The 26,289-nt window shown below is 60.3% G+C and carries 21 protein-coding genes and 1 pseudogene; 14 read left to right on the top strand and 8 right to left on the bottom strand.

Annotation, left to right across the window (positions count from 1 at the left end; genetic code table 11):
* Complete coding sequence (locus HBF25_RS03680) at positions 1–354, top strand: hypothetical protein (RefSeq protein WP_166946594.1); 354 nt, start codon at positions 1–3, stop codon at positions 352–354.
* Positions 355–702: 348 nt separating this feature from the next.
* Here HBF25_RS03680 and HBF25_RS03675 read toward each other — a convergent pair whose 3' ends face one another.
* Together HBF25_RS03675 and HBF25_RS22625 are read right to left on the bottom strand one after the other, a co-directional pair.
* A complete protein-coding gene (locus HBF25_RS03675) occupies positions 703–1,278 on the bottom strand; it encodes a hypothetical protein (protein WP_166946593.1) in 576 nt (191 codons plus the stop codon).
* The gene (locus tag HBF25_RS22625; protein WP_166946592.1) at positions 1,227–1,475 is read right to left on the bottom strand and encodes a DNA-binding protein; all 249 of its coding nucleotides are present in this window, start codon (positions 1,473–1,475) and stop codon (positions 1,227–1,229) included. Before HBF25_RS22625 ends, HBF25_RS03675 begins: the two co-directional genes overlap by 52 nt.
* On the opposite strand from HBF25_RS22625, the pseudogene HBF25_RS03665 reads away from it, so the two are divergent.
* From HBF25_RS03665 to HBF25_RS03645, 5 genes and pseudogenes are all read left to right on the top strand, one after another.
* A pseudogene (locus HBF25_RS03665) lies at positions 1,474–2,555 on the top strand (site-specific integrase). The gene HBF25_RS22625 and the pseudogene HBF25_RS03665 overlap by 2 nt on opposite strands.
* Before the next feature lie 302 nt (positions 2,556–2,857).
* Positions 2,858–4,030 (top strand): hypothetical protein, encoded by a 1,173-nt coding sequence (locus tag HBF25_RS03660; RefSeq protein ID WP_166946591.1) that lies wholly within the window; start codon positions 2,858–2,860, stop codon positions 4,028–4,030.
* Between the two features lie 4 nt (positions 4,031–4,034).
* Positions 4,035–5,120, top strand: coding sequence for a hypothetical protein (locus tag HBF25_RS03655; protein ID WP_166946590.1), 1,086 nt, complete (start codon positions 4,035–4,037; stop codon positions 5,118–5,120).
* A gap of 87 nt (positions 5,121–5,207) precedes the next feature.
* Positions 5,208–7,067, top strand: coding sequence for an SIR2 family protein (locus HBF25_RS03650; protein ID WP_166946589.1), 1,860 nt, complete (start codon positions 5,208–5,210; stop codon positions 7,065–7,067).
* Between the two features lie 7 nt (positions 7,068–7,074).
* Positions 7,075–8,538 (top strand): argonaute/piwi family protein, encoded by a 1,464-nt coding sequence (locus HBF25_RS03645; protein ID WP_166946588.1) that lies wholly within the window; start codon positions 7,075–7,077, stop codon positions 8,536–8,538.
* Between the two features lie 388 nt (positions 8,539–8,926).
* On the opposite strand, the gene HBF25_RS03640 is transcribed toward HBF25_RS03645, so the two are convergent.
* Both HBF25_RS03640 and HBF25_RS03635 read right to left on the bottom strand, forming a co-directional pair.
* Complete coding sequence (locus HBF25_RS03640; RefSeq protein WP_166946587.1) at positions 8,927–10,252, bottom strand: ComEC/Rec2 family competence protein; 1,326 nt, start codon at positions 10,250–10,252, stop codon at positions 8,927–8,929.
* A 362-nt stretch (positions 10,253–10,614) separates the two neighbouring features.
* On the bottom strand, positions 10,615–11,457 hold the full coding sequence (locus HBF25_RS03635) for a helix-turn-helix transcriptional regulator (protein WP_166946586.1): 843 nt from the start codon (positions 11,455–11,457) through the stop codon (positions 10,615–10,617).
* A gap of 110 nt (positions 11,458–11,567) precedes the next feature.
* Here HBF25_RS03635 and HBF25_RS03630 point away from each other — a divergent pair, with 110 nt between their 5' ends.
* Positions 11,568–12,284 carry an SDR family oxidoreductase gene (locus HBF25_RS03630; RefSeq protein ID WP_166946585.1) on the top strand — a complete coding sequence of 239 codons (717 nt, stop codon included), beginning with the start codon at positions 11,568–11,570 and terminating at the stop codon, positions 12,282–12,284.
* A 4-nt stretch (positions 12,285–12,288) separates the two neighbouring features.
* Here HBF25_RS03630 and HBF25_RS03625 read toward each other — a convergent pair whose 3' ends face one another.
* The 3 genes from HBF25_RS03625 to HBF25_RS03615 all read right to left on the bottom strand — a co-directional run bounded on the left by HBF25_RS03625 (position 12,289) and on the right by HBF25_RS03615 (position 15,676).
* Positions 12,289–13,074, bottom strand: coding sequence for a DUF899 domain-containing protein (locus HBF25_RS03625; protein WP_166946584.1), 786 nt, complete (start codon positions 13,072–13,074; stop codon positions 12,289–12,291).
* 105 nt (positions 13,075–13,179) lie between these two features.
* On the bottom strand, positions 13,180–15,015 hold the full coding sequence (locus HBF25_RS03620; protein ID WP_166946583.1) for an aspartyl protease family protein: 1,836 nt from the start codon (positions 15,013–15,015) through the stop codon (positions 13,180–13,182).
* A 124-nt stretch (positions 15,016–15,139) separates the two neighbouring features.
* On the bottom strand, positions 15,140–15,676 hold the full coding sequence (locus tag HBF25_RS03615; protein ID WP_166946582.1) for a helix-turn-helix domain-containing protein: 537 nt from the start codon (positions 15,674–15,676) through the stop codon (positions 15,140–15,142).
* On the opposite strand from HBF25_RS03615, the gene HBF25_RS03610 reads away from it, so the two are divergent.
* Positions 15,677–15,829: a hypothetical protein gene (locus HBF25_RS03610; RefSeq protein ID WP_166946581.1), complete on the top strand. Its 153-nt coding sequence runs from the start codon at positions 15,677–15,679 to the stop codon at positions 15,827–15,829. It abuts the gene before it with no gap.
* A gap of 59 nt (positions 15,830–15,888) precedes the next feature.
* Here the strand turns inward: HBF25_RS03610 and HBF25_RS03605 are convergent, their stop codons facing one another.
* On the bottom strand, positions 15,889–17,616 hold the full coding sequence (locus tag HBF25_RS03605) for a M61 family metallopeptidase (RefSeq protein WP_166946580.1): 1,728 nt from the start codon (positions 17,614–17,616) through the stop codon (positions 15,889–15,891).
* A gap of 281 nt (positions 17,617–17,897) precedes the next feature.
* Between HBF25_RS03605 and HBF25_RS03600 the strand changes: the two genes are divergently transcribed.
* The 6 genes from HBF25_RS03600 to HBF25_RS03575 all read left to right on the top strand — a co-directional run bounded on the left by HBF25_RS03600 (position 17,898) and on the right by HBF25_RS03575 (position 26,285).
* Positions 17,898–18,749, top strand: coding sequence for a DUF2306 domain-containing protein (locus HBF25_RS03600; protein WP_208392398.1), 852 nt, complete (start codon positions 17,898–17,900; stop codon positions 18,747–18,749).
* A 51-nt stretch (positions 18,750–18,800) separates the two neighbouring features.
* Positions 18,801–19,886, top strand: a complete 1,086-nt coding sequence (locus HBF25_RS03595) for a sensor histidine kinase (protein WP_341778028.1) — start codon at positions 18,801–18,803, stop codon at positions 19,884–19,886.
* A complete protein-coding gene (locus HBF25_RS03590; RefSeq protein WP_166946579.1) occupies positions 19,883–20,656 on the top strand; it encodes a LytR/AlgR family response regulator transcription factor in 774 nt (257 codons plus the stop codon). The genes HBF25_RS03595 and HBF25_RS03590 overlap by 4 nt, the downstream gene beginning before the upstream one ends.
* A gap of 218 nt (positions 20,657–20,874) precedes the next feature.
* Positions 20,875–21,258: a VOC family protein gene (locus HBF25_RS03585; protein WP_166946578.1), complete on the top strand. Its 384-nt coding sequence runs from the start codon at positions 20,875–20,877 to the stop codon at positions 21,256–21,258.
* Between the two features lie 227 nt (positions 21,259–21,485).
* Positions 21,486–23,120 (top strand): S53 family peptidase, encoded by a 1,635-nt coding sequence (locus tag HBF25_RS03580; RefSeq protein ID WP_166946577.1) that lies wholly within the window; start codon positions 21,486–21,488, stop codon positions 23,118–23,120.
* Positions 23,121–23,369: 249 nt separating this feature from the next.
* Positions 23,370–26,285, top strand: coding sequence for a beta-galactosidase (locus HBF25_RS03575; protein ID WP_166946576.1), 2,916 nt, complete (start codon positions 23,370–23,372; stop codon positions 26,283–26,285).
* Positions 26,286–26,289: the final 4 nt, after the last annotated feature.

Raw genomic sequence — 26,289 nt, 5'->3', positions numbered from 1 at the left:
ATGTCGACGGATCGTTCAGAGGTTTTTTGGGGCGTTTTTTGGGCGAATATTGCCGCAACGGCATTATGTGCATTGGCATTTGCCATCTTTTCGGCGATCCAAAGCTACCGTGAAACGCAGCAGATCAATGCTTTGGTGAAGTCGATTACCACGATGGCGGCTCCCTCTGTTTCGTCGCCGTCAATGCCGTATTTTTCACCCGATCCACGCATTGCCTCTGAGGCGGCCCAAGCAAAACGCCCGCGTCGGCTGGCTAGTAATCAGCGTTGCGCGAGCGGAGTGGTGATCTTAGTGGACGGTAGCTCTTACACGCAGACCGGCGAGCGGTGTTCGGGTAGCTTCATCGTGCCATAGGCGGCGCTCTGTGCGCCTTAGTCATCCACGAATACCGCATAATGTATATTATGTAAAATAGAAAATGTGACAGCGCCGCCTATCCGGTTGGCGCATGCCGCGACTCTTCTGTCGTCGGTCGCATTCGATGTCATTTGGTCATTGACCTCGTCGTAACCCTCATACCTTGTCATTCCTAGTTGCTTGAAATGCATAAGTTATTGATTTATCGGTCATGTATCTCCCGTTTGCGGACTCAGTTAAGCTGCCGACCAGCGCAGACCCGTCGTCACAGTCATTAACGACGCCGTCAATCATCATTAGGCGACATGGTTAGCGACATCTGGCGAGGCCATGGCTGCGGATACCCTAAGGTGCCTTTCTTGTAGAACGAGCTGGCGATTTCCGGCTGCGTTTTGCAGCTCCGTCGACAACAGCGGCGGCCTTCGCTTTTGAGCGTTGTGGTGTGACAGCCCGGCCTTTTGCCAGGACCTTCTCTAACGCCAATGCAACACCCTTGGAACGAGCCGCCTCGTTATCCGCTTTCCGCAATTGATCCCGCAATAGGTCGCGCTCGGTCTGAACCGTAACCAGTGCGTTCTGATGCGCTCGCTCCGAGGTTTCGTAACGGTGTTGCCACTGCTTGGCGTCTAATCGAGCTCGATCGATCTCTTGGTGCGCTCGGTCTTCAACATTCCGTAGATAGGTTTCTTTCTGCTCTCGATCCCTTCGGAGTTCGCCATCTCGTTCGTCGAGTAGCGCGCGAAGCTCTTTGATCTCTAGAGCTTGCTGATCGCCAATAGCCTGAAGGCGGTCGCGCTGCTGCACAAGGTCGGCACGAAGCGCCTCGTTGTCCTGTAGCCGGGTGTCCAGCGTCTGACGAGCGCGTTCGGTCAGCTCCAGAGCCGCTTTGGCCCGGGTGGTCTCGGCGTCGGCTGCCAGCAATCGGGTCTCCCACCCCCCCTTTCTCGAGCCAATTCGGCGCTTTCGTTTTTGAGGTTTGCTATGACTTCTCGGTTGGCATGATCAACGGCCAACCGCCATAACTCGACCATCGCCTGTCCTACCGAACCAGGAACATCCGGAACGGTGCTCATCTCGCGTAATCGCTCACCGAGCCTGTTACGCCAGGCTTCGAGCATGCGCGTGACGGTGTTCGGATCCGTAGACCTCGTTACACCCGCATCCAGCTTGGTCTTGCCGGAACAGCTGACGCAGCAAGCGGCCGATGCGGTACGTGAACTGCTCGCCGAAGCGGCCGCCGCGAACACCACGCGCAGCTACGCCGCAGCGCTGCGCTACTGGGCCGGCTGGCACCAGTCGCGCTTTGGCATCGAGCTAGCGCTGCCGGTGACGGAGGCTGTGGTGATCCAGTTCCTAGTCGACCAAATTCGACGCAAAAACAAGGCCGACTTGGTCAGCGAGTTGCCGCCAGCGACCGATCAGGCGCTAGTGGCCGCGGGCCTCAAGGCCAAGCTCAAGCCGCTCAAACTCTCGACGGTGACCCAGCGCGCCGCCGTACTGTCGACGGCGCACAAGCTGAAGCGGCTGCCTAATCCCTGCGAGCTGGCCAGCATCCGCACCTTGCTCAGTCGGTCCCAGCGTTCTGCGGTGAAACGTGGCGAGCGGCCGACCAAGAAGACCGCGATCACCCGCCCCGAGCTCGAGGCCATGTTGGCCACCTGCGACCACTCGCTGGAAGGGCTCCGCGATCGCGCCCTGCTCTGCTTTGGCTTCGCCAGCGGCGGGCGTCGGCGCAGCGAGATTGCCGCCGCCGATCTGCGTGACCTGCGCAAGACCGGTGACGAGAGCTACATCTATCGGTTGGAGTATTCGAAGACCCAGCAGGCCGGCGTAAAAGCGGATTCGACGCCAGATAAGCCCATCCTAGGGCGCAGCGCCGAAGCACTCGCCGCTTGGCTGGAGACGGCAGGGATTCGTGAAGGGGCGATCTCCGGCGCATCTGGAAGGATCGAATCGGTCCTGCCCTGCTTCCAGGCTCGGTGGCGACCATCGTCAAGCGACGGGCTGCGCTGGCCGGCCTGGAGGGGAACTTTGGGGCGCACAGCCTGCGGTCGGGGTTCGTGACCGAGGCCGGCAAGCAAGGCGTCCCGCTGACGGCGGTGATGGCCATGACGGAGCACCGCTCGGTGGCCAGCGTGATCGGGTATTTTCAAGCCGGAGCAGCAGAGGACAACCCTGCAGCAAGGTTACTCAAATAAATTGCTGAGTTGCATTTAGTTGCCCACTCGTAGTAGCAGCGGCGACCTGCCTTTGACCCTAGCACGACTCCAGCCCTGCCCGTCGGCCTCGGAGTTGGGCTTAGTCGCCGCCCGCGCAGACTGGACACGACCCCGAAGTCGCGTAATGATGATGGCATCACAGCTGCGGAATGGATGCAATGTCAGCTACAACAGTCTTGCCAGGTGCGGCCGATTTGGCAGCAAGGTGTCACGAGATCCAAGTAGGGCTCTCCGATTCTACGGTTCCTGAATTCGACCTTCTGACAAAAATCGGAATGTGTGTGCGCCTCGCGCTGCATATTCGCGGCCTGCCCCCCATTCCGTTTGATGTACTAAAGCTCGTCGGCCATCACTTTCTCTCGATTCCTCCGATGCTCGCAGAGCAGATCGTACGACTGTTGGCGGAGATCGAATTCGTGAGGCTTGGTACGGAAGGCACTCGGATCAAGACCGTTGTCCCGGATGTTCCTTATTACGAAGACATGTACGCCCAACTTGGGCAGTACGCGATCGACGAAAAATTGAACGAAGCGGAGCAACTTAGCGTAGCGCTAGTCCACCGGCTTTCAAAAACCCCGGAGAATCTAGAGGCGCTGAGGGCGAAACTTGGGGCTGAGAATAAGTTATTCACGCGTGCTGTGGCCGTAGGCGTGGACGGCTCATACTTGAAGCAAGTGCGTGCGCGCGGCCGCGACATTCTCCTGACTCCTACCCACTTTGCGGAGAATCCGGAACTCTTCGCTGACATTGCGGCCAAGGGGGGCGCGAGAGACATTCAGAAAGTTTTTGATGCAATTCGATCTATGCAGGGCGTACCTCTTTCGCTTATCCAGAAGACTGGAAAACTTGGCAATACGAACCTGACGAAGGGCGAGTCAGACTTGGCGATCCGACTTGCCCAGGATGGACTCGTCAAGCCGCCAAGCATCACAACCTCTCACGCCGGCGAGAATTTTTTTCTGTTCACGCCGACACCCGGTGGCGCGGCTCTCGCGCCAACAAAGCGAGACATATACGAAAAGGCAATGGCGACAGTTGCGGCGGTGCGGCAGGGTCAATTTCTGTCAAACAAATACAAGATCAATAATCCTGCCGCTCTTCTCTACGTTCTGAAGCGCGACCTTAAGCTTGGGCGCGCGACAACCGAGGCCGCGCAACAGTACCAGAATCTAACCCATCTTAGGATTGCTCGCCTCGACGATGTGGGAGGCGGATTCAAGCAGCTGCAGATCATCAATACGCCAGAGAATATCGAGGCTCTCGACATTGCGTACGATCTCGTAAACGGAGGCGTTGCACAAGGAATTGAGGTCGATGACTCCGCTCGATTTGCGATCCAGCAAGACCAGACCTTCGTAGAATCACTCATCGCGACGACGAAGTTACAGAAGACTAAAAAAATTGCACTGAGCGACGAGCAGCAAGAGCAGCTTGACCTTTTCTTCATTAAGTGAATCCATGAAAGACAGAGATCAAAAGCACAACGCCTTGCGCTACTGCGTGTCTAAGCGCTGGTACCCGCAGCTTGAGGTCGATGTACATTCGCTGCAAGGCGTGGCGCGAAAGGCGGTCTTGATGACGGACTTGGATGTATTTGCGTCCATTCCGGATGACTTTGGTGGCTATCGCCAGGCGGTTTTTGATTGCAAGACGCTTTCACGTGAATCCCCGATCAACCGTTCCATGTGGCTTAGAGGCGTGCTCGACAGATTGAAAGCCGAGCACGGCTTTTGCATCTTGAAAAAGGCTTCTATTGAAGCGGACCACCGACTCGTCGCCGATCAGATCGGTGTCTTCCTGTTAGCAGAAGACGAATTCGACATATTTGCCACCGCCACGTCCGCCCATTACGGTGATGCGCTTGGTCATACCGCAAATATCGACAATTGGGAGCAGCTGTTCGCTGTAGCTAACCGCTTTCCTGCGCTAGAGTCTGCTCTTGTCTATCTGCGATCGACATACTGGATGCAGGATGATCCTGGTGCGGCGTGCCGAAAAACGGTCGCCGCACTGCACGAGGTGCGCAACGAATTTGACCCAGAAAAAACGGGACATGTAGCAATGGTTGCAGACTTCTGTTCAATCTTTGCGCGGTCGCTCGCAGTATTCAGCGCACGACTCTTCCGAGCGTACCTACACCCCAAGCATCAGGAGCGTTTGGACGAGGCTGCAAAGGTAATGCTCTACGGCGGACGAGACGCCTATGAGCATAGAAATCATCTCTATCGTCTTCTGAAGGAGAAGGCTGGCGTAGAGACTGGTAATGTAGACCTCGCGCTCCCGGATTGGGCTGCTTACATTAAGCTATTAAGGCAACTACTTGATGCGCCGGTTGCGGTTGCCCAGTCCCCTTTGATCATCCGCGAGCTCGGTTTTGCATGCCTTCTAGATTCGAATGATCTTAGCTTTGCGAAGCAACTCTGTCAGGAGTCGCCCCAGGCCGGTCGTTTTGCTGTCCTGATCGTGTCGTACTTGCTCAAGTCGGCCAAGCTCCCCCCGGAATTCTCCGAGAAGATCACGAACAAGCTTATTTCGCTGCTCTAAAGTCGCTCGATGGGCGAGGAAGAACGACGGCACGGGGGCGAGCCGTAGACGCGGCCGTCGCCATGTAGAAGAATTGACGAAGAACGATTGAACGTTGAGAAGAGCCATCGGATGAAGGCAAGAACGTTTTCAGATGTGTTTGCTCTCCAACCGGAGCGATATGCCTGGTTGCTCGGTGCCGGTGCCTCGGCTAGTTCTGGCATTCCCACCGGTTACGACATGATCACGGATTTCAAGGCACGAATCTTCTGCCGAGAAAACAAACTATCACCCAAGCAGATCGATGCGACGGATCCGCTTTGGGCGCAGCGCATCGCACGATTCTTCGCAACTCAGAACATTCTTCCACCTCCAGGAGACCCGAGCGAATACGCCCGTGCCTTCGAAGTATATCTACCCACCGAAGCTGATCGGCGCCGTTACATTGACGACAAGGTCAGTCTGGGTCGGCCTTCGTTCGCACACAAGGTCCTGGGCGCATTGCTAGTATCGGGGAAAACTCCATGCGTTTTCACCACCAATTTCGACAGCGTCATCGAAACCGCCGCTACGCTCGCGCGCCATCACGGTGATGCCAACAACGGTAAGGATTTGACGGTGTCTGCCATCGATGACCGCGACCGAGCTTTACGCGTTGTCGAAGAAGGCACTTGGCCGCTGTTGGTCAAGCTCCACGGTGACTTTCGTTCGGTGGAACTCAAGAATACCGAAGCAGAATTGGCTCGGCAGGATGCAGCACTGCGTAATGTCCTCGTCGATTGCGCACAACGGTTCGGTCTCATCGTGATGGGTTATAGCGGTCGCGATGCGTCGGTCATGGCTGCCTTAGAGTCCGTGCTCGAGGAGGCGCATCCTTATCCTGCCGGAATCTACTGGTGCACGCCCTTCCCCAGCCAGCTACTACCGGCGGTGAGCGCCTTTTTGAAGCGGGCGGCCGCCGCGGGCGTCACGGTGCATGTGATTGAGGCAGCCACATTCGACGAGTTCGCGGGCGACCTCAACGAGGTGGTGACGTTTTCGGACGCTTTGGCTGATTTTGTCGGGGCTCCGACCTCGGCATCGGCCCCGCACGCGATGCCGATGCCGATGCCGAGGTCCGAAGCACGGGAGACGCCGGTGTTGCGCTGCACAGCGTTACCGTTGGGGGCCCTGCCCGCCGAAGCCCGCTGCTTTCGGCTCGCCACTGAGATCAGTCTTACGGAGATACGAAAGGCGTTGCGCGCAGCGCGCGCCCGCGTCATCGTTGCCCGTGCTGCGCGGGATTATGCGGCCATAGGCTCGGACGCCGACCTTCTGGCAGCGTTGGCCGCCTACGGCCCCGAATTAGTGGGCACAGTGGCCCTGAATCCCCAAGGGGACTCGTGGGCTCGTGGTCTGATATACGACGCCTTGATCTATGCACTGTGCAACCGGCGGCCTCTGATGCGCCGCCTGCATCGAAACGGGCATTCAATCTTGGTCCATGCCGGACGCCCCGAAGATTCCGCCGAGGTCGTTGCAAGGCGCAAACAGGCGTTAGCTCCGCTATCAGAGGCCTACGGCTCGGCAGTGTCGGGCCGCGATCCAGGTCTGAAATGGGACTTCGCGGAAGGCATTGAAGTCCGTTTGGATCAGGCGGATGGACGGTGGTGGTGCGTGTTTGACCCCATGACACATCTCGAGGTTCCGGTTTACGAGGTCCCACGACACGATGGAAACGGCACGCATCGGGTCATGGCTCCAGCCGATCGCGAAAAAGCCGCTAACTGGCGCCGCGAGCGGTGGGTCAGGCGTTACAACAAGCAATGGGGTCCGATGCTCGATGCATGGTCGTCGCTCCTGGCAGGTCCAACGGGGCGGTGCCAGCCCTTCCACTTATCGGACGGCGACGGCATTAATCCCACGCTCGACATCGGCTTTAAGACGGCTTGGAGCCGCCCGTCCCACACTCATCCCTCATTCCGCTAGGACGCGCATGAAACCGTTGGACGCCAAGCTTTCGCCGTTTCAGCTGCTAGACGAACCTATGCTCTCCTTTGCACCAGGTGTGGGATCCGACGTCGACATTCATCCATTGAAGGGCCTATTGCGGTTCGGTCCCTATTCGACCGATGTGCTGGCGACCTACACCCCCGAATTGCGCATTGTCCTCATTGGGCCAGAAGGTGGGCAAGCACAAGTGGTATCGCTACTCAGGAACCTGCACGGGCAGCAGCCTGCTACCGGGACCGCAGGGTACGTGCCCGACTTCCCGGGATTTGAGCGAGTGTTCAAGATCGCGTTGAAGTCGACACACAAGGCGCATTACATTGCTTGGCCAGAACAACTGGGCGCCATGAACGGCGAAGGGCGTGAGCAGGACAAGCTCGTGCATGCTTTCCAGGACGCGTTGGCAAGACTTGATCTGATCCGCGAGCAATTCGATGTCGCGGTGGTCCACATTCCGGACCACTGGCTCGCCGTGTCCAACAGCGACACATTCAACGCGCACGACGTGTTCAAAGCCATGGGAGCACGGGCGGGAATCCCGACGCAGGTACTAAACGATCGGGTGTTCAGTTATGCCCGATCGGCGCCGGCGGCGGTGGCCTGGCGCATCTCAATCGCTTTGTATGTGAAGGCGGGCGGCATTCCATGGAAGCTTGCGCCAATGGCCGGGGTACCCGAGGGCACCGCTTACGTCGGGCTCGCGTATGCGCTGCGCACCGTCAACGATAAAACCCATTTCGTGACCTGTTGCTCGCAAGTGTTCGACATGGACGGAGGCGGCATGCAGTTTGTCGCGTTCGAGGCCCGCGACCCGGTCAACGACGCTGCGGCCGCTCGCCATAACCCGTTTCTGAGCCGCGCCGACATGCGGGCAGTCATGGCCCGAAGTCTCGCTTTATACCGCCAGCGCAATGGCGGTGCGCTGCCTACCCGACTAGTCGTCCACAAGACCACACCGTTCTCAACGGACGAGCTGAGCGGGTTGCGCGACGCCACTTCGGGCGTCGTCGAGGTTGAATGCATGTCCGTGGGCGAACAGGCCGGATGGCGCGGCGTGTGGATGATTCGTGACCAGTATGGTGCAAAATCCGGCGCAAAACCTGTCAAGCCCGACGGCTATCCAGTGCCTCGGGGAGTGCTCCAAGCCAAGTCCGAAACCTCGTTCTTGCTTTGGGTAGCCGGCAACGCGCCAAGCGCCAGTTCACGAGGGGGCTATTTCCAAGGCGGCAAAGGTATTCCCAGGCCCTTGCTGGTAACGCGTCAAGCCGGCAGCGGCGACTTTGGGCTAATCGGCGAAGAGATCCTCGCGCTCACCAAAATGGACTGGAACAACGATGCGCTCTACGACCCGGTGCCGGTGACCATCGGCTACTCGCGGCGTCTAGCGCGCGCTATTGCAAACGTCCCGGACTTACCGGGCACCAGCTATCCGTATCGACTGTTCATGTAGGCAGGAACGCGACAATCGGCCAAAACAAGCTTGGCGCGATTTGTGGTCGGTTACGTCATAATCTGAATATAAGGGTATACCGTTGGGCGGGCCGCCCATCGACTAAGAGTTTCGACCCGCGGAGGCGGACACGCGATGGTTCGCCGGTTGGCATCGCCAGTATGCCTGCGTCATGACGCCCGCTCCCGCAGTCAAAGGAGAGGCGCCAACGCCCTGGGGCGACATCTCTCTCGGCACTTTGCTCTGCGGCCCTACCCCCGATAACACAGGCAAATCGCGCTTCAATAATGTCAGCTTTCGGCCACTCGCAGTTGTTCAAGCCAAATTCTTTGATGCGAGTCAAATAAAATTTCAGTCCCGAATCACTCGTTAGATGGCACTGCGCGCCTCATCGCCATATCGACAACGAGCATTGGTTGCCAAGGCAGGGCTGATGATGGCAGCTACTCCCCCATCCAGGCTCACCAAGGTGCTTGGCGGGGGCGCCACTCATCCTGCTATCAGTGCCGACAATCGAAGCCCACCCGGCCTTCGTATATGACGCAAGGTGGGACGGATGATTGTAGCTATTTGAGCTTCCAGCCGAATAGACAGCCACGGAGTTCCTCTTCCCGTCTGAACAGGGCACGTTCGCCGGTGCCTTACGATCGAGCAAGCCGCCGTGATGCGCCACGACTAGCGTCTTCAATCCTTGCGACTGGTACTTGGCGACAATAGAGGGATCGACATACTGATAGGCGGCATCGCCAGGCAGCAAAGAAAAGCGCCCGTCGGCTGATCTGAGCAGCAGGACGAGGCCACTGTCGTTGTGGGCGGTTCCGGATGCTCGCCCAACACTTATATTGCTTGTGTGCACTGTCTTAAGCGTACTTGGCCATAAGATTAGGCGACCGCCCCCAGCTAGAATCCGTGCCTGAAGCTGTTTGGTCTTTGCACCGACCTTTTGGTCTGGGGCAATCCAGGTTTGCTCGAGCACGCAGCGCACGTCGACTGCAGATCCATAGGTTGCCCCCGCGTAGTGATCACGGTGCCAATGTGACAAGATGATCGGAGGAGACTGGGTGAAGCACCACCGCACACCACCGTTAGGCCACGTGTGCTGGTTGTTAGACTCCCCACCACCTATGTCAAAGTAAAGATGCGGTAGGCCACAAGGCGACCCAATGAAGGCCGCAGCGCCCTGCCCCACGTCAAGTACGGCAACCCGAAGGTCCCGCTCCCCTGATGGAGCTAGCACTTCGGCGATGAGCTGCTCTGTTGCCACGTCTCCCATCGGTTGCTCCAATGCCGCCACCACGGGTCTGGGCGTCGCATGAGTGTCACGCACCCGATAGGTAACCCCTTCGGCATCCGCCAAATCACGCATCAGTTGGATGGGCTGACCAGAAGAAGCGTCGCGATCAACTGAGAAGATCCGCTCCGCGCCCTCAAGTCCTTCGATCGAGTCGACACCCCACAAAGCGAGCGCGACCTGGGTGTCAACGACTTGATAGGCGTAAGAAGACGGAACATCCGCGAAGAATGCGCGGCGTTCTTGCTCGCCGCGACTCGCTCGGGCCCAACCGGAGCCTGCTAGGGCGACCTCAACACGCAATGCCACGCGGTCGCCCTCAACCGAGCCGTCGGACACGAAGGCGTGGATGTCCATCGACTCTTCGCCTTGCCAGAATGGTTCGCCAAAAAGCTCGCGGTAGCCTGTCACGTTCGCTGGCATGTCGGATCCTTCCTTTTCTGTTGTCTCGGCTACAGTGCCTCAGTGTTGCCTGGCTTGGGCAACAGGCATCTGATGAGCGTGTCCCACCCTTCCTCAGGTACGACACGATCCAGGCCAGCAGTTTAACTTCAACTGCTTCGCAAAGGCATCAGGCGAGGCCAACCGCTGCGTGCCCTCGGCATGAATTGCCCTACCCCCGATAACCATCCCTAATCACCCTGAGCCGATGGCATCCCCAGATCAAATTCTAAACCTGGAATCACGTCATCGGGTGGAAAAGCTGCATTGTTGCTCGTCAATAAATTGACGCTCAAATAGGTGGCGCATGTGCGCACTGCCCGGAAACCCAGCACTCACCACCCTCAAAGCAACCTCCGAAGCGCATCCAAAGTACCATCCGTTTGCGACGGCGTTAGAACAATCAACTTCACGTCTGACGAATCGTCGATCCCAAGGCTGGAGTACTCGAATGACATCGTCCCGGCGACGGGATGGTTGATGCGCTTTTCCCCCGACTGAGGGCGCAGCACCTCTTGTTGTTCCCACCACAGTGCAAATTCCTTACTCACGAGCGATAGATCCTCGATAAGCCGGGTGAAAGACACGTCCCCTGCGTGGCGTGCAAAATCCGCCCGGAACATAGCCAGCGCTGATCGGGCGACGGTTTCCCAGTCCGCGAGCATGGCTCGATGCCCCGGGTTGGCAAAAAGCAGATGCAGCGAGTTCCGCTGGTCGCCCTCCAGTTGCTCGTAGGGACCAAAAACCACATCGGCAGCACGATTCCAGGCGAGGATGTCCCACCGACGGCCGCGAACGAATGCCGGCTGGTCCTGGAGGCTGGCGAGCATTCGGCGAATGGGCTCCCCTACCCACTCGGGCTCGACCGCCTGGCTGGCATCCGGGGAGACGCGGAAAAGGACGAAAAGATGTTCTCGCTCGGCGGCGTCCAGCTGAAGTGCTCTGGCGATCGCCGACAGCACATCCCCTGATGGATTGACGTCACGACCTTGTTCGAGCCAGGTGTACCAAGTGGTTCCGACACCGGCGAGCATCGCCAACTCTTCGCGTCGCAAGCCGGGCGTCCGCCGCCGGATGCCTGCCGGCAAGCCGACGTCTTGCGGTGTGAGGCGCTCGCGCCTGGATCGCAGAAAGGCTCCCGCTTCGCGTTGTCGGACGGTGTTGCTGGGGATGCTGAGCGTGGTCATGACTTTAACGTAGTACTTTGGATACCAGGATCCACCAGGAACTGTTTGCCCTGAATGGTAGACGGGAAACTCGGGTCAGGGCGCTCTGCCCCGCCTGAGGAACTATATCCATGTCATTGCAACATATCGTAATCGTCGGCGGCTCATCTGGTATCGGGCTGGAGACTGCCAGGCTCCTGCTTGATACCGGTCATAAGGTCACTATTGCCGGGCGAAGCAAGGCACGGCTGGACGTCGCGCTGGGTGTCACGGGTGGTAGGGCTTCAGCCGTGCAGATGGATGCAACCGACGAAGCCGCACTGCCCGACTGCTTCGCTCGACTTGAACCCATCGACCACATGGTGCTCGCCCTCGGCAGTAGCAAAGGCGTCGGCCCTTTCGGCACCATTGCCCTTTCGAACGTCAAGGCGGGTTTCGAGGAGAAGGTGTATGCGCACATTGCCTGTGCGCAAGCGGCTCTACCGTTTATCAGTACGGATGGCAGCCTGATCTTCGTTTCAGGGCTGGCGGCACAGACCGCTACACCGGGAACGGCCGGTATTGCGGCTGCCAACGCGGCGGTCGCGGCACTGGTGCCGGTGCTTGCCGTGGAACTTGCGCCGATACGGGTCAACGGCGTGTCGCCCGGTGTCGTCGATACACCATGGTGGGAGGCCGTTCCCGACGAGCATAAGCAGGCCTTGTTTGCCGAATATGCGGACAAGACGCCCGTTGGGCGAATCGGCCTCGCTCAGGACGTCGCCCAGGCGATTGCCTTCCTGATCAGCAACCGCTTCATGAGCGGCCATATGCTCACCTGCGACGGCGGCCTTCGTCATACGGCCTGATGCCTCACGGGTACTCGTCGTGCCTCCGCATCCAGATGCCCTTCTCGTTACGTCCCAGCGGCGCCCGGTCGAGCCATTGGTAAAGGCACCAAAGCGCATCCAAGCCGCGAGAATAAGCGGAATACGCATGATGGACGACACCGTCTTCGAGGGTAAACGTGCTGATGCCGGGGCGGTCGCGCGCATACGTGGCGACGTCGGTGCCGGTCATGGCGGCGATCTGCGCGACCGGACCGTTGTCTTTGCGGCTCTGCCATTGGACCTCCTCGTCGGTGGACGGGCCGGCCAATGGCGGTTCGTGTTGGTAGTTATATTCGATGCTTCCCGCGCGCTGCTGGTCTTCACTGAACCAGACGTTGAAGTCTGTATTGAAGTCGGTGTCACCGGACGACGCCCAGGGAAAGGTCCAGCCCATACGCCGTTTGAATGCCTGCAGTGTCGCCAGGGGAGCGCGCGATACCACATGGAATGCGACGTCGTGGTTTTCGAGATGGGTCACGATGCCGTCGAATCCGTCGGCGATCGACGAGCATGAGGGGCATCCGGCCGTGTAGTCAGGGCCATACATGAAGTGGTAGATGATCAGCTGGGAGCGTCCCTTGAACAGCTCCGCCAGTGAGAGGGTGCCCTCATCCGTAGCGAATTGATAGGGCTTGTCGACTCGCACCCATGGCAACGCCTGGCGTCGTCGGGCCAGTGCGTCGCTGCGCCGGGTCAGCTCTTTCTCTTCCGCCAGCAGTTCGAGACGGGCATCGAGCCATTCCTTGCGTGATACAACTGGATGGGACATGGCGATACTCCTGTTCAGGGCAATGGATGCTAACGGCTCCCATGCCGCGGTAATCCGGGAACAGATGCCTCACTGAGGGCAGTATGGAAACGCTGTATCGATAGCTTAGATCAAGTCCCGCAGCACAAGATCTGTCTGGTGTATGGCACCGCGCCGGTCGAATGTCAGGTGGATTTTAGTTCCGGGTGCTTCGTTACGCAGCATCCGGCGAAAATCGTAAAGCTTGATGGACTGGATCGACCTGCCATTCACCTTCGTGACGATGTCGCCTACCCATAGCCCCGCGACTGCGGCCGGTGTTCCAGGGCCTATATCCACGATCTCGAAGCCCCTGCCGTTGACGTTGATCCACATGCCCGAACGATCGAATGTATCCAGGTCATCGACCGGTCCGGCAACAGGTTTGAGATACATGATCTGGTGATCGTAATCGAAGGTAACGACAAAGCGCTTCAGGAGGCCGCCACCGACGTTGTTCGGAAACGCATCCATGCCGCCCGTGCCCGCTTTGTCCAGGCTGAACTCGGCAAGGGGCGCGCGTATCGTTAAGCCGTCGAGTTCCAGGTTCTTGCCATGAAACACGAAGCCGCGCGTCGGGCCGCCCACCCCCCATCCCGTAAGGGCTTCAACCCCTGCCCTCTCCCGGTCGCGCAGGTGGTTCTTCTCGGCGAAGGGGCGAGTCAGCGATAGCGCGTTCCGCGCGCCTGTATCAATGCCGAAGCGTCCGGGAATGCCGTCGTACGTTCCTGGTACTTCCGGAAACTGCTGGTAAAAACGAAAGTGCACGGGCGTGCCGGCTGACGTGGGATCGAAGTGCTTCTTGTCGATAAAGGTGATCTGTTTTTTACCGTAGTCAATGCGGGTCACGAAGCGTGCAAAGAACTCATAGCCAATCATCCCCTGCTCGTCGATGCCCTCCGCCGCGTTGGAGAATTTCAGCACGGTAACCGTTTGATTGGTGAGCGTGGCACCGCCGACGGAGATCGAACTAACCCTTGCCAGCCCACTCTGCGCGAAGTCATTGCCGGAGCCTCCTGCGGTCCGGCTTCCCTGTGTCTGAACGCCGAGCATCCTTGCGGTCATCGGCGTAAGAATGTCGTGACCACCGGTGTCGACGATGAACGTCAGCGGTTTGCTTCCGTTGACCGATGCCTGCACGTAAATATGGTTGTTCACCAGTTGAAACGGCACTGTAATCTGGTGCGTATCACCGGCCAGCGCATAGTCGTTGACTGCGGTGGCCGGCTTCTCATAAAAGGCTGGCGGTCGTGTCGGTCCGAACCGCGCGGAAGTCAGGCGGCTAGTCTGGCGGTTGGCCGCGCCGCTACCATCATCCACAACGATCGTATGTGCGATGGGAACACCATCCACATCGGTGTAATCCGAGTACCACGTCGTGATCACCTGGATACTCTGGACCTCTACGGTTCGTGCCAGACGATGGGTGGCCGTGTCGAACCATGCTTCGAAAGGCTTGCCTTTCTCTGGTGTGGCGGTGAGTACATCGAAGATTTTCCCATCGACAGTCTTCTGGCCATTGCTCTCGATACGTGCGCCGGCCCGGTCACTGCGCCACCAGAGGTTGCACCCGCGATAAGCCTCGTTGACGGCCAGTTCCCTGACATCACCTCCGGCCTCTTCGGTTGCCGTGCCGGAGGGTTCTTTCTCCCATGCCTTCGTACCGTCGAAACCCGTGGCGCCGCCTCCAGGCCCTATCTGGTAGGTATCCACGAAGGCGCATCGACGGAGATCGATGACGGATGACGTCGTACCGGTGAGCCCCTGGCCTGCATACGAGAACTGGCTATCCAGTGTTTCCTTTCCAGACCAGGCGTCCGCACCCATTGCCTTGCGATTGGCGGCGAGAAGCGCATCGATGTTGTCAGCGTTGCTTGTACCAGCTGCGATGACGAGAACGCTTGCCAGGAGTGCATGGCGCATAGGTGATCCCCATTGAGAGACGAAACTTTCGGCCGCGGCCGGCTTGCGGCGCCTCAATGGAGACTAGGTGAACGCCGAGGGCACGTCTTGAATCCAGTTGACCGGTAACCTGGCATACGGCAATTCAGGAGGCAGGCGAAGACGAGGCCGACTGCCGCCAATGACTTGGCGTAGATCCCGTCAACGTCACGACGGCCCTGCTCATATGCGCCTGGTCGGCAAATCCGAGCGAGGCGGCGATATCGCAAAAGGATTGCCGCGTACCGCACAGGCGCTGCATGGCCAGACGCGCCCGTGAGCTGGCACGAAACGCCTTGGGCGAGCTGCCGTAGGCACGCTGGAAACCACGACTGACCGACTCCGGTCGCAACCCCATGTTTTCGGCCCATTGGCGCAAGGAGAGATCGGCATCCTGCCGAAGGCATTCGGCAAGAAGATCGGGCCAGTCCTGATGCCGTTGCTCAGACGAGCTCCATGTTTCCGTGAGGTGATGCCATGCATCCGGTAACGAAGATCGTGCGGTACGCAAGAGTCCTTCGGGATCCGTCGTCGTTCCAAACAGTGGGAGTCCGTTGTCTGTCGGAACCGGAAGGACAAGTAATTCAGCACCTTTCTGTGAAAAACAGTCCAGGTGAGACTCATAAGCATGATGGATCAGCACGTGACCCGCTTCCACCGTGCGGCGCCCTTCATCGCCTGCCTCCATATAGCCGCCACGAAGTACCACCGTGGCAAACGCCGTATCGTGACAATGCCGGCCGAGTCGCTGGCAAGCGCCATGGCATTGATGACCCATATCCGTCTTTGCGAATGACATCATGAGGATGTGACGTCGAAAGCTGGTTGATACATGGGAAACTCCGGATCAGGCTGCTACGGCAGCTGACGAATACCTGTCAGGCTGGAGGCGCAGTCCGCAGGTGCCGGGGACGTCAGTTGAAGCTGCTGTACGGTAATCTGGCCGGGGCCTTGAGGAAGAAACGCAATGGTCCGACGCGTGCTCCCTTCGAGTACGGCCAGTTCGAGTGGCTTGAGCGAGTCGCCGCTGGTGCCTGAGACTTTCTTCTCGATGACCATACCGGCGCGCAGGCCCGCCAGGTAGGCGTTGCCTCCGGGCTTGACCGTGGTCACGCGATGATCCTCGGAGGTGTAGCCGGTGTCGTAGCCGGGTCGCTGCTGGGTGACCACGCGCGCGCACGGGCCGAATGTGTCGGGTGCGAGGGTCAGGCTTTCGCCCTTCTCGATGAAGCGCGCCAGGTCGTCCTTTACGTCGAGCCCGTGCCGGGCGGCGGCTGTGACAAAGAGAGCGGGAGGCTCTGCCGTTGACGTCGAAGCCATCCTGCGCTGGTCAAGCAACACGGTGCGCAGCTCAACAGGCGCTGCATGGGCATCGACTCCCTGCTGACGCAGCTTCGCGTTCCAGCGCGCCGCCAGCATCGCCCCGCGTAGATAGGGCATCCGTTTCGCGTCCTGATCCTTGAAAAAGGCCGGCGCGAGCGTGGCATTGGGTGTATTCCGCCAGGGTGAATTGGCGTATTCCAGTAGCGCGCTGTTCCAGATGTCGCGGAAAGCCTCCACCGTCACGGCCCCGGAGCGCAGGCTGAGCGCCTGACCAAAGTAATCGGTAAAACCTTCATTGAACCAGGCAGCGCGCTGCTCTGCCCCGGGATCGGCATAGGGTTTACCCAGCAGGCCGGGATTCCAGCTATGGAAATCTTCGTGCGCGATGAAGAAGGTGAGATCGCTGTTGTTTGAATGGGTGTTGACCCAGAGAGCAAAGCTGTCGTCGAAGCCCGCGCCAGAGATAAAACCGTTGTAGCTCGACGGTACTGGCGTCGCGGTCACCGTGTATGGCCCCGGCTTGCGCTCGTTCCAGAAGCTGCGCTCTGCCGCCACGATGTGCCGTACCGAGGCGACGAATTCTTCCGGCCCGGCCACGCTGCCTGGCAGCATGCCTACCCGTGGCTCACTCTCGTTTGCCACGGTTGTGGCGCCGGTCATGCCTGCGCCGCCCACCAGGGTGCTCATCAAGATGTCTTCGGTGGTACCTGGACGTGCGCTGGACTGGCCCGGAGCGGGCAAGTGCTGAAGGTCCGATACCAGGGGCACGTGAGCCGGGCCAGCCTGCCAGACAAAGGTTGCCGGGCTCTTGTCGCTTCCATCGGGCCGCCCGAACACCACCATGCCCAGTGCCGAAAAGACATTGCCGTGGATGACCGGCGCGCTACGGTCAAACCGGCCGGGATTCGGGTCGGGATCGGCACCGGCGACGATGCGGTATCGCACGGTCAGCGGCTTGCCTCCGACGGCGTCGATGCGCCAGTGGCCCGGCGCATCCTGGGCCACGTGTGCCGCCCCGTCCACCATGAAGTCACGTACATATCGGCTGAGATGGGTGTCTCCGCGCCAACTGCCCAGCCATCCGAAGCCTGTGGTTCCGGAGGCGTTCGCGGGGAAGCGCACGGACACCATGAATTCCCGTAGCTCGTCACCGGCCATGGTGGGTGCCAGCTCATAGTCGACCCGCGCAGCGCCTGATGTCCCTTGCGCCGTCGACAGCGGCAACAGAACAAACGCGAAGACGATGGACCACTTGAGCATGGCGGCTCCTTGTTTTTCTGGCTGCACGAGTGCGGGCTTGCATGGCCACATGTGCGCCGGATCTAAGGCATGGCAGATAGGTGGCCGGAACCGCAGGCTATCACTTGAGCGCGTGAATGGTTATCGCCTTGAGCGTTTGCGCGCAAGGCGCGCTCCTGCAGGTGGTGTGATTGTCCAGGAAATGGACCGCCACTCGTACCTTCCATGGCGTCGTTCGTCGGGTGCCCCCTCTTTTTGAGGGCGCCACTGGGCAAGACTCCGGATCAACCCAGGAGGCCTTTATGTACCGACCCGTCATCACCGCATCCTCAGCAGAGCTCCACTTCGTTATCCCGTGGCGGACGCGCAAGGCGGCCCTGTTTCTCCAGGGAGCCGCAGCCCTGTGGCTGGGCGTTGCGATCCTGGGTCAGTTGCTTTTCGCGTTCTACGTGGCCGACTTTTATGGGCGCACTGCGATTCAAGGCGACTGGAAGGCGTGGAACAAGGTACTGGTTGCCGGTCACATCCCAGGTGACACTGCCGGCAACACGGTGCTTGCCCTGCATCTGTTGTTTGCGGTGGTGGTGATGCTCAGTGGCGCTGCACAACTGGTCCCGGTGGTGCGGCGACACTGGCCACGCTTCCATCGCTGGAACGGACGCCTGTTCCTCACCTCGTCAATGATTGCCAGCGTGGGGGGAGTCTTCATGATCTGGACTCGTCACATCGCCGGCGATCAGCTCGTTGGCCGCCTGAGCATGAGCCTGGATGCATTGTTGATCCTGGGTTTCGCCTCACTCGCGCTGCGCGAGGCACGCGCCGGACGCTTTGGTGCTCATCGGCGCTGGGCGCTGAGGCTGTTCCTGGCAGTGAGTGGTGTGTGGTTTTTCCGGGTGGGGCTCATGTTCTGGCTTGCCGTGAATCAGGCCCCGGTGGGCTTCGATCCGGACACTTTCACCGGTCCGTTTCTCACCTTCCTGGGTTTTGCCGAGTACCTGCTCCCGCTGGCCGTCCTGGAGCTCTACTTCTGGTCGCAGAAGTGCCAGAACGTGCCGGGCAAGGTGGCGATGGCCAGCGCGCTCACGTTGCTGACCTTGATGATGGCTGTCGGTATCGTGGCCGCCTTCGCTGGCCTGTGGCTGCCGCATCTTTAAGATTCGCGAAGACGATTGGCAGGCGCATGCCGACCTGACTATGCTCCGGATGTGTCTACCCTTCCCGCCCTCATCAAGCCACATGGCGTTGCCCTGCTTCTGGGCTGGCGTCGCCTGCTATTCACCCTGTGTGCGTCGGTCGTGCTGGGCTTGATCCTGCTGCCCGGCTGGGACTCGGGCTGGTTCGCACTGATGCTGCGCACCGGGACGCTGGGGCTGGCCGCAATGCTGGCCTTCGGCATCTTCGAGCAATGGCCGGCACGGCTGCCTGCGTGGCTGGCACGCTGGGTGCTACAGGTGGTGGGCGTGGCCGTGTCGATACCGCTGGTGACCTGGCTCATCTACCTCTACAGCACCATGCCCGGCGCGCCGCCGTTCTGGGAAGATAAGGACCGCCTTGAAGGCTTCGTATCGTTGAGCGTCCTTGGCCTGCTGGTTGCACCATGGATTGCACTCGGTGCGCTGGTCAGGCAAAAGGACGCCCTCGCCCGCCATCAGGCGCTGGTCTTCGATCTCGAGCGCAGCGAACTCGAACGCCAGGCATTGGATGCGCGCCTGCGCCTGTTGCAGGCCCAGGTCACCCCGCATTTCCTGTTCAACACGCTGGCCAACGTGCAGGTACTGGTGGACGAGGGTTCGCCGCAGGCTTCGATGGTGCTTCGCAACCTGGTGGCCTATCTTCGCGCGGCGGTACCCCGGCTCGATGCGCCGGCCACCACGCTGGCCGACGAACTGGAACTGGCGCAGGCCTATCTGGAGCTGATGCATATACGTATCCCCGACCGGCTCCAGTTCGGCCTGCACGTCGATGAAGCGGCTCGCTCATTGAGGTGCCCTCCCCTCACCCTGCTGACGCTGGTCGAGAATGCCGTGCGCCATGGCATCGATCCGAGCGAGGATGGCGGCCGTATCGACGTGCATGTAGAGAGGCGCGGTGATCGCTGCGTGGTGCGGGTTATCGATACCGGCGTTGGTCTGCGGGCGAATCGCAAAGGGCTTGGTACAGGGATAGCCACCTTGCGTGAACGCATGGCCATGGCATTTGGTGGCGACGCAACACTGGATATTGCCGCCCGGCTGCCCCGGGGCGTGGTCGCCGAAGCGATTTTCCCAGCCCAGGAAGCAGGCCACGCATGACGACCGCGCTGATCGCCGACGACGAGCCCCTCCTGCGTGGCGTTCTGGCCCAGATGCTTGCCCAGGCCTGGCCTGAACTGAAGGTCGTCGCACAGGCCCGTAACGGGCGCGAAGCGATCCGGATGTACGACGACGTGCAGCCAGATGTCTGCTTCCTCGACGTTCATATGCCAGGTCTTTCGGGCGTAGATGTCGCCCATCACATCGGCCGGCGGGCGCATGTTGTATTCGTTACCGCGTTCGACACCTACGCCGTCCAGGCTTTCTCGCAGGGGGCGCTCGACTATCTGGTGAAGCCCGTTGAACCGGCCCGGCTTGCCGATACGGTGGGCCGCGTCCAGGAGCGCCTGCGTATGTCCCAGCCGGCGACGAATACCGAGCACCTGCTACGCGAGCTCGCCTCGCGGCTTGATCGCCCGACGTCGCCCGCTCCCTTGCGCTGGATACGAGCACAGGTCGGGCAGACATTGCGTCTGATTCCCGTAGACGATATCGACTACCTCCGTTCGGAGGCGAAATACACACTGGTGGCCTGGCGCAATGAGGCAAGGCAGCCTTGCGAAGCCTTGATCGGTACCACGCTCAAGGAGCTGGTGGCACAACTCGATGATACGCAGTTCATCCAGGTGCACCGTTCGGCGGTGGTAAATCTGCGCGCCGTCAGTCATATCATTCGCGGCGATAACGAAACCGCTGTCGTACACCTCAAGGATCGAAAAGAATCCTTGCCGGTCAGTCGCAGCTACCTGCATCTGTTCCGGCAGATGTAGGCGAGCCTGGGGCCGCATGTCCGAGGGATGCCGGGCAAAATCAGATTCACATTTGCTACATCGGTGACGCACAAACAAACCGCCCTGCGCTGCCATGTCACTTCATACAACGTGACGAGGCCTATGGGACAAACTTTGAATTGCTCGGGGGCACCGCACCTCGATACGATTCGCATGCACGCAAGTCACCCACGGTCCACCATTTCGAGGAAGGGCGAATGATCGATCACACCGGCGTTGTCGTCAGCGATTTCGAGCTAAGCAAGGAGTTTTACCGGGCGACACTTAGTGCCATAGGCTATGAACTCCTTGCCATTTTTCCGGCCTCGGTCACGGGGCGCACGGATGTCGCCGGGTTCGGCGAAGGCGGCAAGCCCGATTTCTGGATCTATAAGGGCGAGCCAAACCGGCCGCCGGTGCATGTAGCGTTTCGGGTGTCGTCTCGTCAGCTGGTCCAGGCGTTTCACGACGCGGCGCTGGCCGCCGGGGGTCGCGACAATGGGCCGCCCGGTCCTCGCTCTCATTATCACGAGGGCTATTACGGCGGTTTCGTACTCGATCCGGATGGGCACAACATCGAGGCGGTCTTCCACGGCGCCTGACCGGCCCCGGGAAAAGGATCGCTTGTTCGCAATATGTTGCTGATTAACATCAATAATTTGCGATAGTTCGAGGCCGAATACGAGCAAGTCGCGACCGGTGTCCCTGTTAGCGTCTTTACCGGTCGCGATGCCTGGCTCAGGGGGATCCTTCATCGAAGGATCGGGTGGAGGCGACTCACCTCCGTCGGCATTTGCCGCGGACCTCCTAATGAGTACAGGAAAAGCACATGACGAATACATCGAACTGGGCAGGGCTGGCGATGGCTCGTAAGGTTCTCGCAACCTCGTGCATCATGGTCTTATCGCAGGGGGCGGCCGTTGCCGCGACAACCGCGCCGACATCCGGGTGGGTGCAAACGCAGACCCATGCCGTGGCCCTGCGCCCCCAGGAACAAGTCACGGGCCTGACGTCCATCGATCAACCGCTGCACATCGCGGTTGCCTTGAAACTTCGTAATCCTGATCAACTGAACGCGTTTATTGCCGCTCGCCGGCAACTGGCTGCCACGGGTGCGCAGCTCGATGCCCCGATGACGGCGCAGACCTTTCTTGATCGTCATGCCCCCACCACCGACGACGCGCAGGCGGTAGCGGCATACCTGAGCAAGGCCGGCTTCACTAATGTCCAGGTCGAACCCAATCGTCTTCTGGTTACGGCAGACGGCAACGTCGACGCGGCCCAGCAGGCCTTCCAGACGACGTTCGTCAACGTAACGCGCGATGGGCGCCAGTCGTATGCGAACGACAAGGACGCCGTGATCCCGGCTTCTCTGCAGAATGCCGTGCTTTCCGTTGTGGGCCTCCAGGACGTTCATCGGATGCACACGATGAACGTACGCGCGGATGCAACCTCCGCACTGCGCCCGCAATCGGTCACCGGCCATAACCCGACGACGTTCTCCGCGATCTATGGCGGCAGCGGCGTGCCCACGGCATCCACGGTAACCGTGGGCATCATTGCCGAAGGTCGGCTCACCCAGACGATCACGGATCTGAACAAGTTCACTTCCAACAATGGCTTGAGCACGGTGAGCACACAAATCGTGGGCTCCGGAAGCAGCGACACCAGCGGCCTCGAGGAATGGAACCTGGATAGCCAGGATATCGTCGGCATGGCCGGCGGCAAGGTCGGCAAGCTGATCTTCTACGATGCCACGTCACTGAGCAATTCAGCGCTGACCAGCATCATCAACACCGCCGTCTCGGCCAATGCCGCCAAGGTGATCAACGTTTCCCTGGGCGAGTGCGAGACCGATACCACGCAGGACGGCTCCATGGCGGCCGACGATCAGCTGTTCAAGACCGCCGAGGCGCAAGGACAAACCTTCTCTATTTCGTCCGGTGACTCGGGTGCCGACGAATGCGGCGACGGTGGCACGACGCCCAGCTATCCGGCAAGCTCGCCCTACGTCATCGCCGTGGGCGGCACCACGCTCAACACCAGCGGCAGTACTTACACCAGTGAAACCGCCTGGAGTGGCAGTGGCGGCAGCCCGAGCCTGGTCGAGCCGCGACCGACGTGGCAGACGGCGGTGACGGGCAGCTTCCGGGTCGTCCCCGATGTTGCCTTCGATGCCGACCCGAACTCCGGCGCACTGGTGATCGTCAACGGCCGCAACGAGCAGATCGGCGGCACGAGCCTCGCTGCACCATTGTTCACGGGTTCGTGGGCACGCCTGCTTGCCGCGCACACCTCACTGGGCTTTGCCGGTCCTCACATCTACAAGCTGCCAGCTGGCGACTATCACGATGTGACCAGTGGCAATAACGGCGGCTTCAGCGCGGGCCCAGGCTACGACGACGTTACGGGGCGTGGCAGCTTCAACCTCGGTACGGTCAACGGAAACATCGGCTCGTTCTGATCGTATCCGGCTCAGTGAAACGACAGACGCCACGCTGATGCGTGGCGTCTTTCTGGCACACGCGCCCTGGTATCTTTCCGCTGAAGCCAAGGCCCCGGGTTTAAATGTCGGATGACATCCTGATCAGGCTGTAGTAAATGCTGGCCACTTCGCTCCGGAGAGCCAGGATGACTGCGTCGACAGGACCCACCTCCCCTGCGCCATCCGGGCAACGCGTCTTCGTGCTGTGGATCGTGGTAGGAGTTGGGAATGCCTGTTTTTCACAAGCCGGGAAACCGTCGCCTCGGCGTATCCATGGCGATGCTCACCGCGCTGGGTCTGCTGGGCGCCGCCCAGGCAGAGACGGCACACAAGGTCACCTACGACCGCTACTCGCTGATGATCGATGGCAAACCCATCTATCTGTGGTCGGGCTCGTTCCATTACTGGCGCCTGCCCAGCCCCGACCTCTGGTCGGATGTTCTCCAGAAAATGAAGGCTGCCGGATTCAATGCGGTGGAAATCTATTTCGACTGGGGATACCACTCGCCGCGCCGCGGTGTCTACGACTTCACGGGGATTCGCGACGTCGACCGGCTTCTCGACATGGCGCGTGATGCAGGTATCTATGTCATCGCCCGGCCCGGACCGTATATCAACGCAGAGACGGATGCGGGTGGGTTTCCCGGCTGGCTGGTGGATACCGGTGGCAAGCCTCGCTCGCCCGATCCGGAATACACCGCCGCCTACCAGGAATGGATGGGGCAGATCGATCGCATCCTTGCCCGTCACCAGGTGACTGACGGGCGTGGTACGGTCCTGATGTATCAGGTGGAGAACGAGTTCTACGACGACTCCCCGGATGGCCAGCGCTACATGCAGGCCATCGAGGACAAGGCACGTGCCGATGGCATCACCGTACCGTTTTCAGGCAATCACAACAGCGATTTCATCAAAGGACCCGGTGCCGTCGAGCTTCCCGGGCAGGACTCCTACCCGCTGGACTTCGACTGCTCGCGCCCCGAACGCTGGAATGCCGTCTACGACTTCAGCCGCGAGCGACGGGAGCTGACGCGTTCTCCCTTGTTCTTCCCTGAATTCCAGGGCGGCGCCTTTGACGTGTGGGGTGGCCCGGGCTACGAGGCCTGCCGCAAGCTCACTGGCCCGGATTTCGAACGGGTGTTCTACGAGGCCATCATCGCGGCCGGTTCCACGATGCAGAACTTCTACATGACCTATGGGGGCATCAACTGGGGCTGGCTGTCCTCTCCGGGCGTGTATACGTCGTACGACTACGGCGCGGCGATCAAGGCCAGTCGCCAGCTGACCGACAAGTACGACCAGCAGAAGCTCATCGGATATATGGTCCGTGCAGTCAGCCCCCTGGCGCGGACGGACGCGGTGGCTGCCTCGGTACCCGACAACGGCCGCCTGCGTGTCGATGCCCGGGTTAATCCGGATGACGGCACGCGGTTCTATATCCTCCGGCACGCGGACGCCCTCGACACCAGCAATGATGCGACCCACCTGCATATCGCCCAGCGTGATGCGAAGGGCGTGACTATTCCCCAGCAGGCCGGCACGGCGATCCATATCGACGGCCGCGATTCGAAAATCTTCCTTGCCGACTATCGATTCGGTCGCCAGGACCTCGCCTATTCCACCTCGGAGCTGATGACCTGGCTTCCGCTGGGGCCTCGCGACGTGGCCGTCCTGTATGGGCGCGATGGCGAAGACGGGGAGACCGTCCTGCGCTATCCAAACCACCCTGCCGTGCAGATGATCGAGGGTGATGTGGCCATGCACTGGGACGAAGCCGCGCATACGCTGCGTCTTGACTACCGGCACCATGGTCTCGCCCGGGTAGCCATCGGCCAGGGCGCCGGATCGCTTCTGCTGCTGATCGGCGACGGTGCGGCCGCCAGGCAGTTCTGGCAGTTGGATACGGCGGCAGGTCCGGTTCTTCTGCGGGGCCCTTATCTCGCCCGCGAAGCGATCCGTAATGGTGAGAACATTGCGCTAAGTGGCGATACCGACAAGGTAAGCGATATCGAGCTTTTCGCCTCTCCGGACGTGCGGGCATTTTCCTGGAACGGCAAGCCCGTCGTGGCCAACCCGACGACATCGACAAGTCTGTTGGGCCAGGTCGAGGGCCCCGTACCGGTAGCGCTGCCCGCATTGACGACATGGCGGGTTGCCAACGGCGCGCCGGAGGTGGCGGCCGGCTTCGATGACAAGGGATGGCTCGCCACGGATCGCACGTCTTCACCCAACCCCTACTGGGAACACCAGCTCCCCATCCTCGATAGCGACAGCTACGGCTATCACCACGGCAACGTATGGTATCGCGGCCACTTCAAGGCCACGGGTAAGGAGATGGGGATTGTTCTCTCGGCCAACACGGGTGTGCACCTGGGCAACCACGGCATTTTCACGGCCTGGCTCAATGGGCATTTCCTTGGCAACAACCCCAGCGGAGCAAGGCAGTTCGCCATCGATCCCTCCTGGCTGAAGATCGGTGGCGACAACGTTGTCTCCGTGCTCGTCGACAACACGGGGCATCTTCAGGAGGAGCACAGCGGTGCGTTCCGTGAACCGCGCGGCCTGATCTCGGCGACCTTTGCCGGCGCGCCTACGAGCATCCACTGGAAGATCCAGGGCAACGAAGGCGGCGAGCAGCTGCCCGATACGGTTCGCGGGCCATTCAATGCCGGGGGGCTCTATGGCGAGCGCATGGGCTGGCAGCTTCCGGGCTTCGTGGACGGTCGCTGGGCATCCACGACGCTTCCGCGTGCCACCGCCCTGCCCGGCGTCGACTGGTATCGCACGAACGTCCACCTGGATATTCCTGCCGACCAGGACGTGCCCATCGCATTGCGCATCCATGACGCCGTGCCACGCCACTACCGCGCCCTTGTCTTCGTCAACGGCTGGCAGGTTGGTCGCTACATCAGCGATGTCGGCCCGCAGACCGACTTCGAGCTACCGCCAGGCGTGCTGCATACCCATGGCGACAACACGATTGCCATCGCATCGTGGAGCACGGCGTACGACGGTGGCCTGGGCGACGTTTCCCTGGTGGCACAGGGCAATTACCGGACGAGCATTCGTCCTGCGGATGTGCCCGCGCCTGGATACGAGGTGCTGAAGGGAGCCGGCAAGGCCGGTAAGGCACAGGCCCACTGAGTGA

The sequence above is a fragment of the Luteibacter anthropi genome (genome assembly GCF_011759365.1).
In the GTDB taxonomy this organism is placed as follows: Bacteria; Pseudomonadota; Gammaproteobacteria; order Xanthomonadales; family Rhodanobacteraceae; genus Luteibacter; species Luteibacter anthropi.
This window is presented reverse-complemented; position numbering and strand designations above follow the sequence as displayed.

Coding starts and splice junctions, on each gene's coding strand:
- HBF25_RS03635 (WP_166946586.1), bottom strand. CDS start 11,457: ATGACCACGCTCAGCATCCCCAGCAACACCGTCCGACAACGCGAAGCG.
- HBF25_RS03625 (WP_166946584.1), bottom strand. CDS start 13,074: ATGTCCCATCCAGTTGTATCACGCAAGGAATGGCTCGATGCCCGTCTC.
- HBF25_RS03575 (WP_166946576.1), top strand. CDS start 23,370: ATGCCTGTTTTTCACAAGCCGGGAAACCGTCGCCTCGGCGTATCCATG.
- HBF25_RS03655 (WP_166946590.1), top strand. CDS start 4,035: ATGAAAGACAGAGATCAAAAGCACAACGCCTTGCGCTACTGCGTGTCT.
- HBF25_RS03585 (WP_166946578.1), top strand. CDS start 20,875: ATGATCGATCACACCGGCGTTGTCGTCAGCGATTTCGAGCTAAGCAAG.
- HBF25_RS03620 (WP_166946583.1), bottom strand. CDS start 15,015: ATGCGCCATGCACTCCTGGCAAGCGTTCTCGTCATCGCAGCTGGTACA.
- HBF25_RS03590 (WP_166946579.1), top strand. CDS start 19,883: ATGACGACCGCGCTGATCGCCGACGACGAGCCCCTCCTGCGTGGCGTT.
- HBF25_RS03605 (WP_166946580.1), bottom strand. CDS start 17,616: ATGCTCAAGTGGTCCATCGTCTTCGCGTTTGTTCTGTTGCCGCTGTCG.
- HBF25_RS22625 (WP_166946592.1), bottom strand. CDS start 1,475: ATGCTCGAAGCCTGGCGTAACAGGCTCGGTGAGCGATTACGCGAGATG.
- HBF25_RS03645 (WP_166946588.1), top strand. CDS start 7,075: ATGAAACCGTTGGACGCCAAGCTTTCGCCGTTTCAGCTGCTAGACGAA.
- HBF25_RS03600 (WP_208392398.1), top strand. CDS start 17,898: ATGTACCGACCCGTCATCACCGCATCCTCAGCAGAGCTCCACTTCGTT.
- HBF25_RS03680 (WP_166946594.1), top strand. CDS start 1: ATGTCGACGGATCGTTCAGAGGTTTTTTGGGGCGTTTTTTGGGCGAAT.
- HBF25_RS03630 (WP_166946585.1), top strand. CDS start 11,568: ATGTCATTGCAACATATCGTAATCGTCGGCGGCTCATCTGGTATCGGG.
- HBF25_RS03580 (WP_166946577.1), top strand. CDS start 21,486: ATGACGAATACATCGAACTGGGCAGGGCTGGCGATGGCTCGTAAGGTT.
- HBF25_RS03640 (WP_166946587.1), bottom strand. CDS start 10,252: ATGCCAGCGAACGTGACAGGCTACCGCGAGCTTTTTGGCGAACCATTC.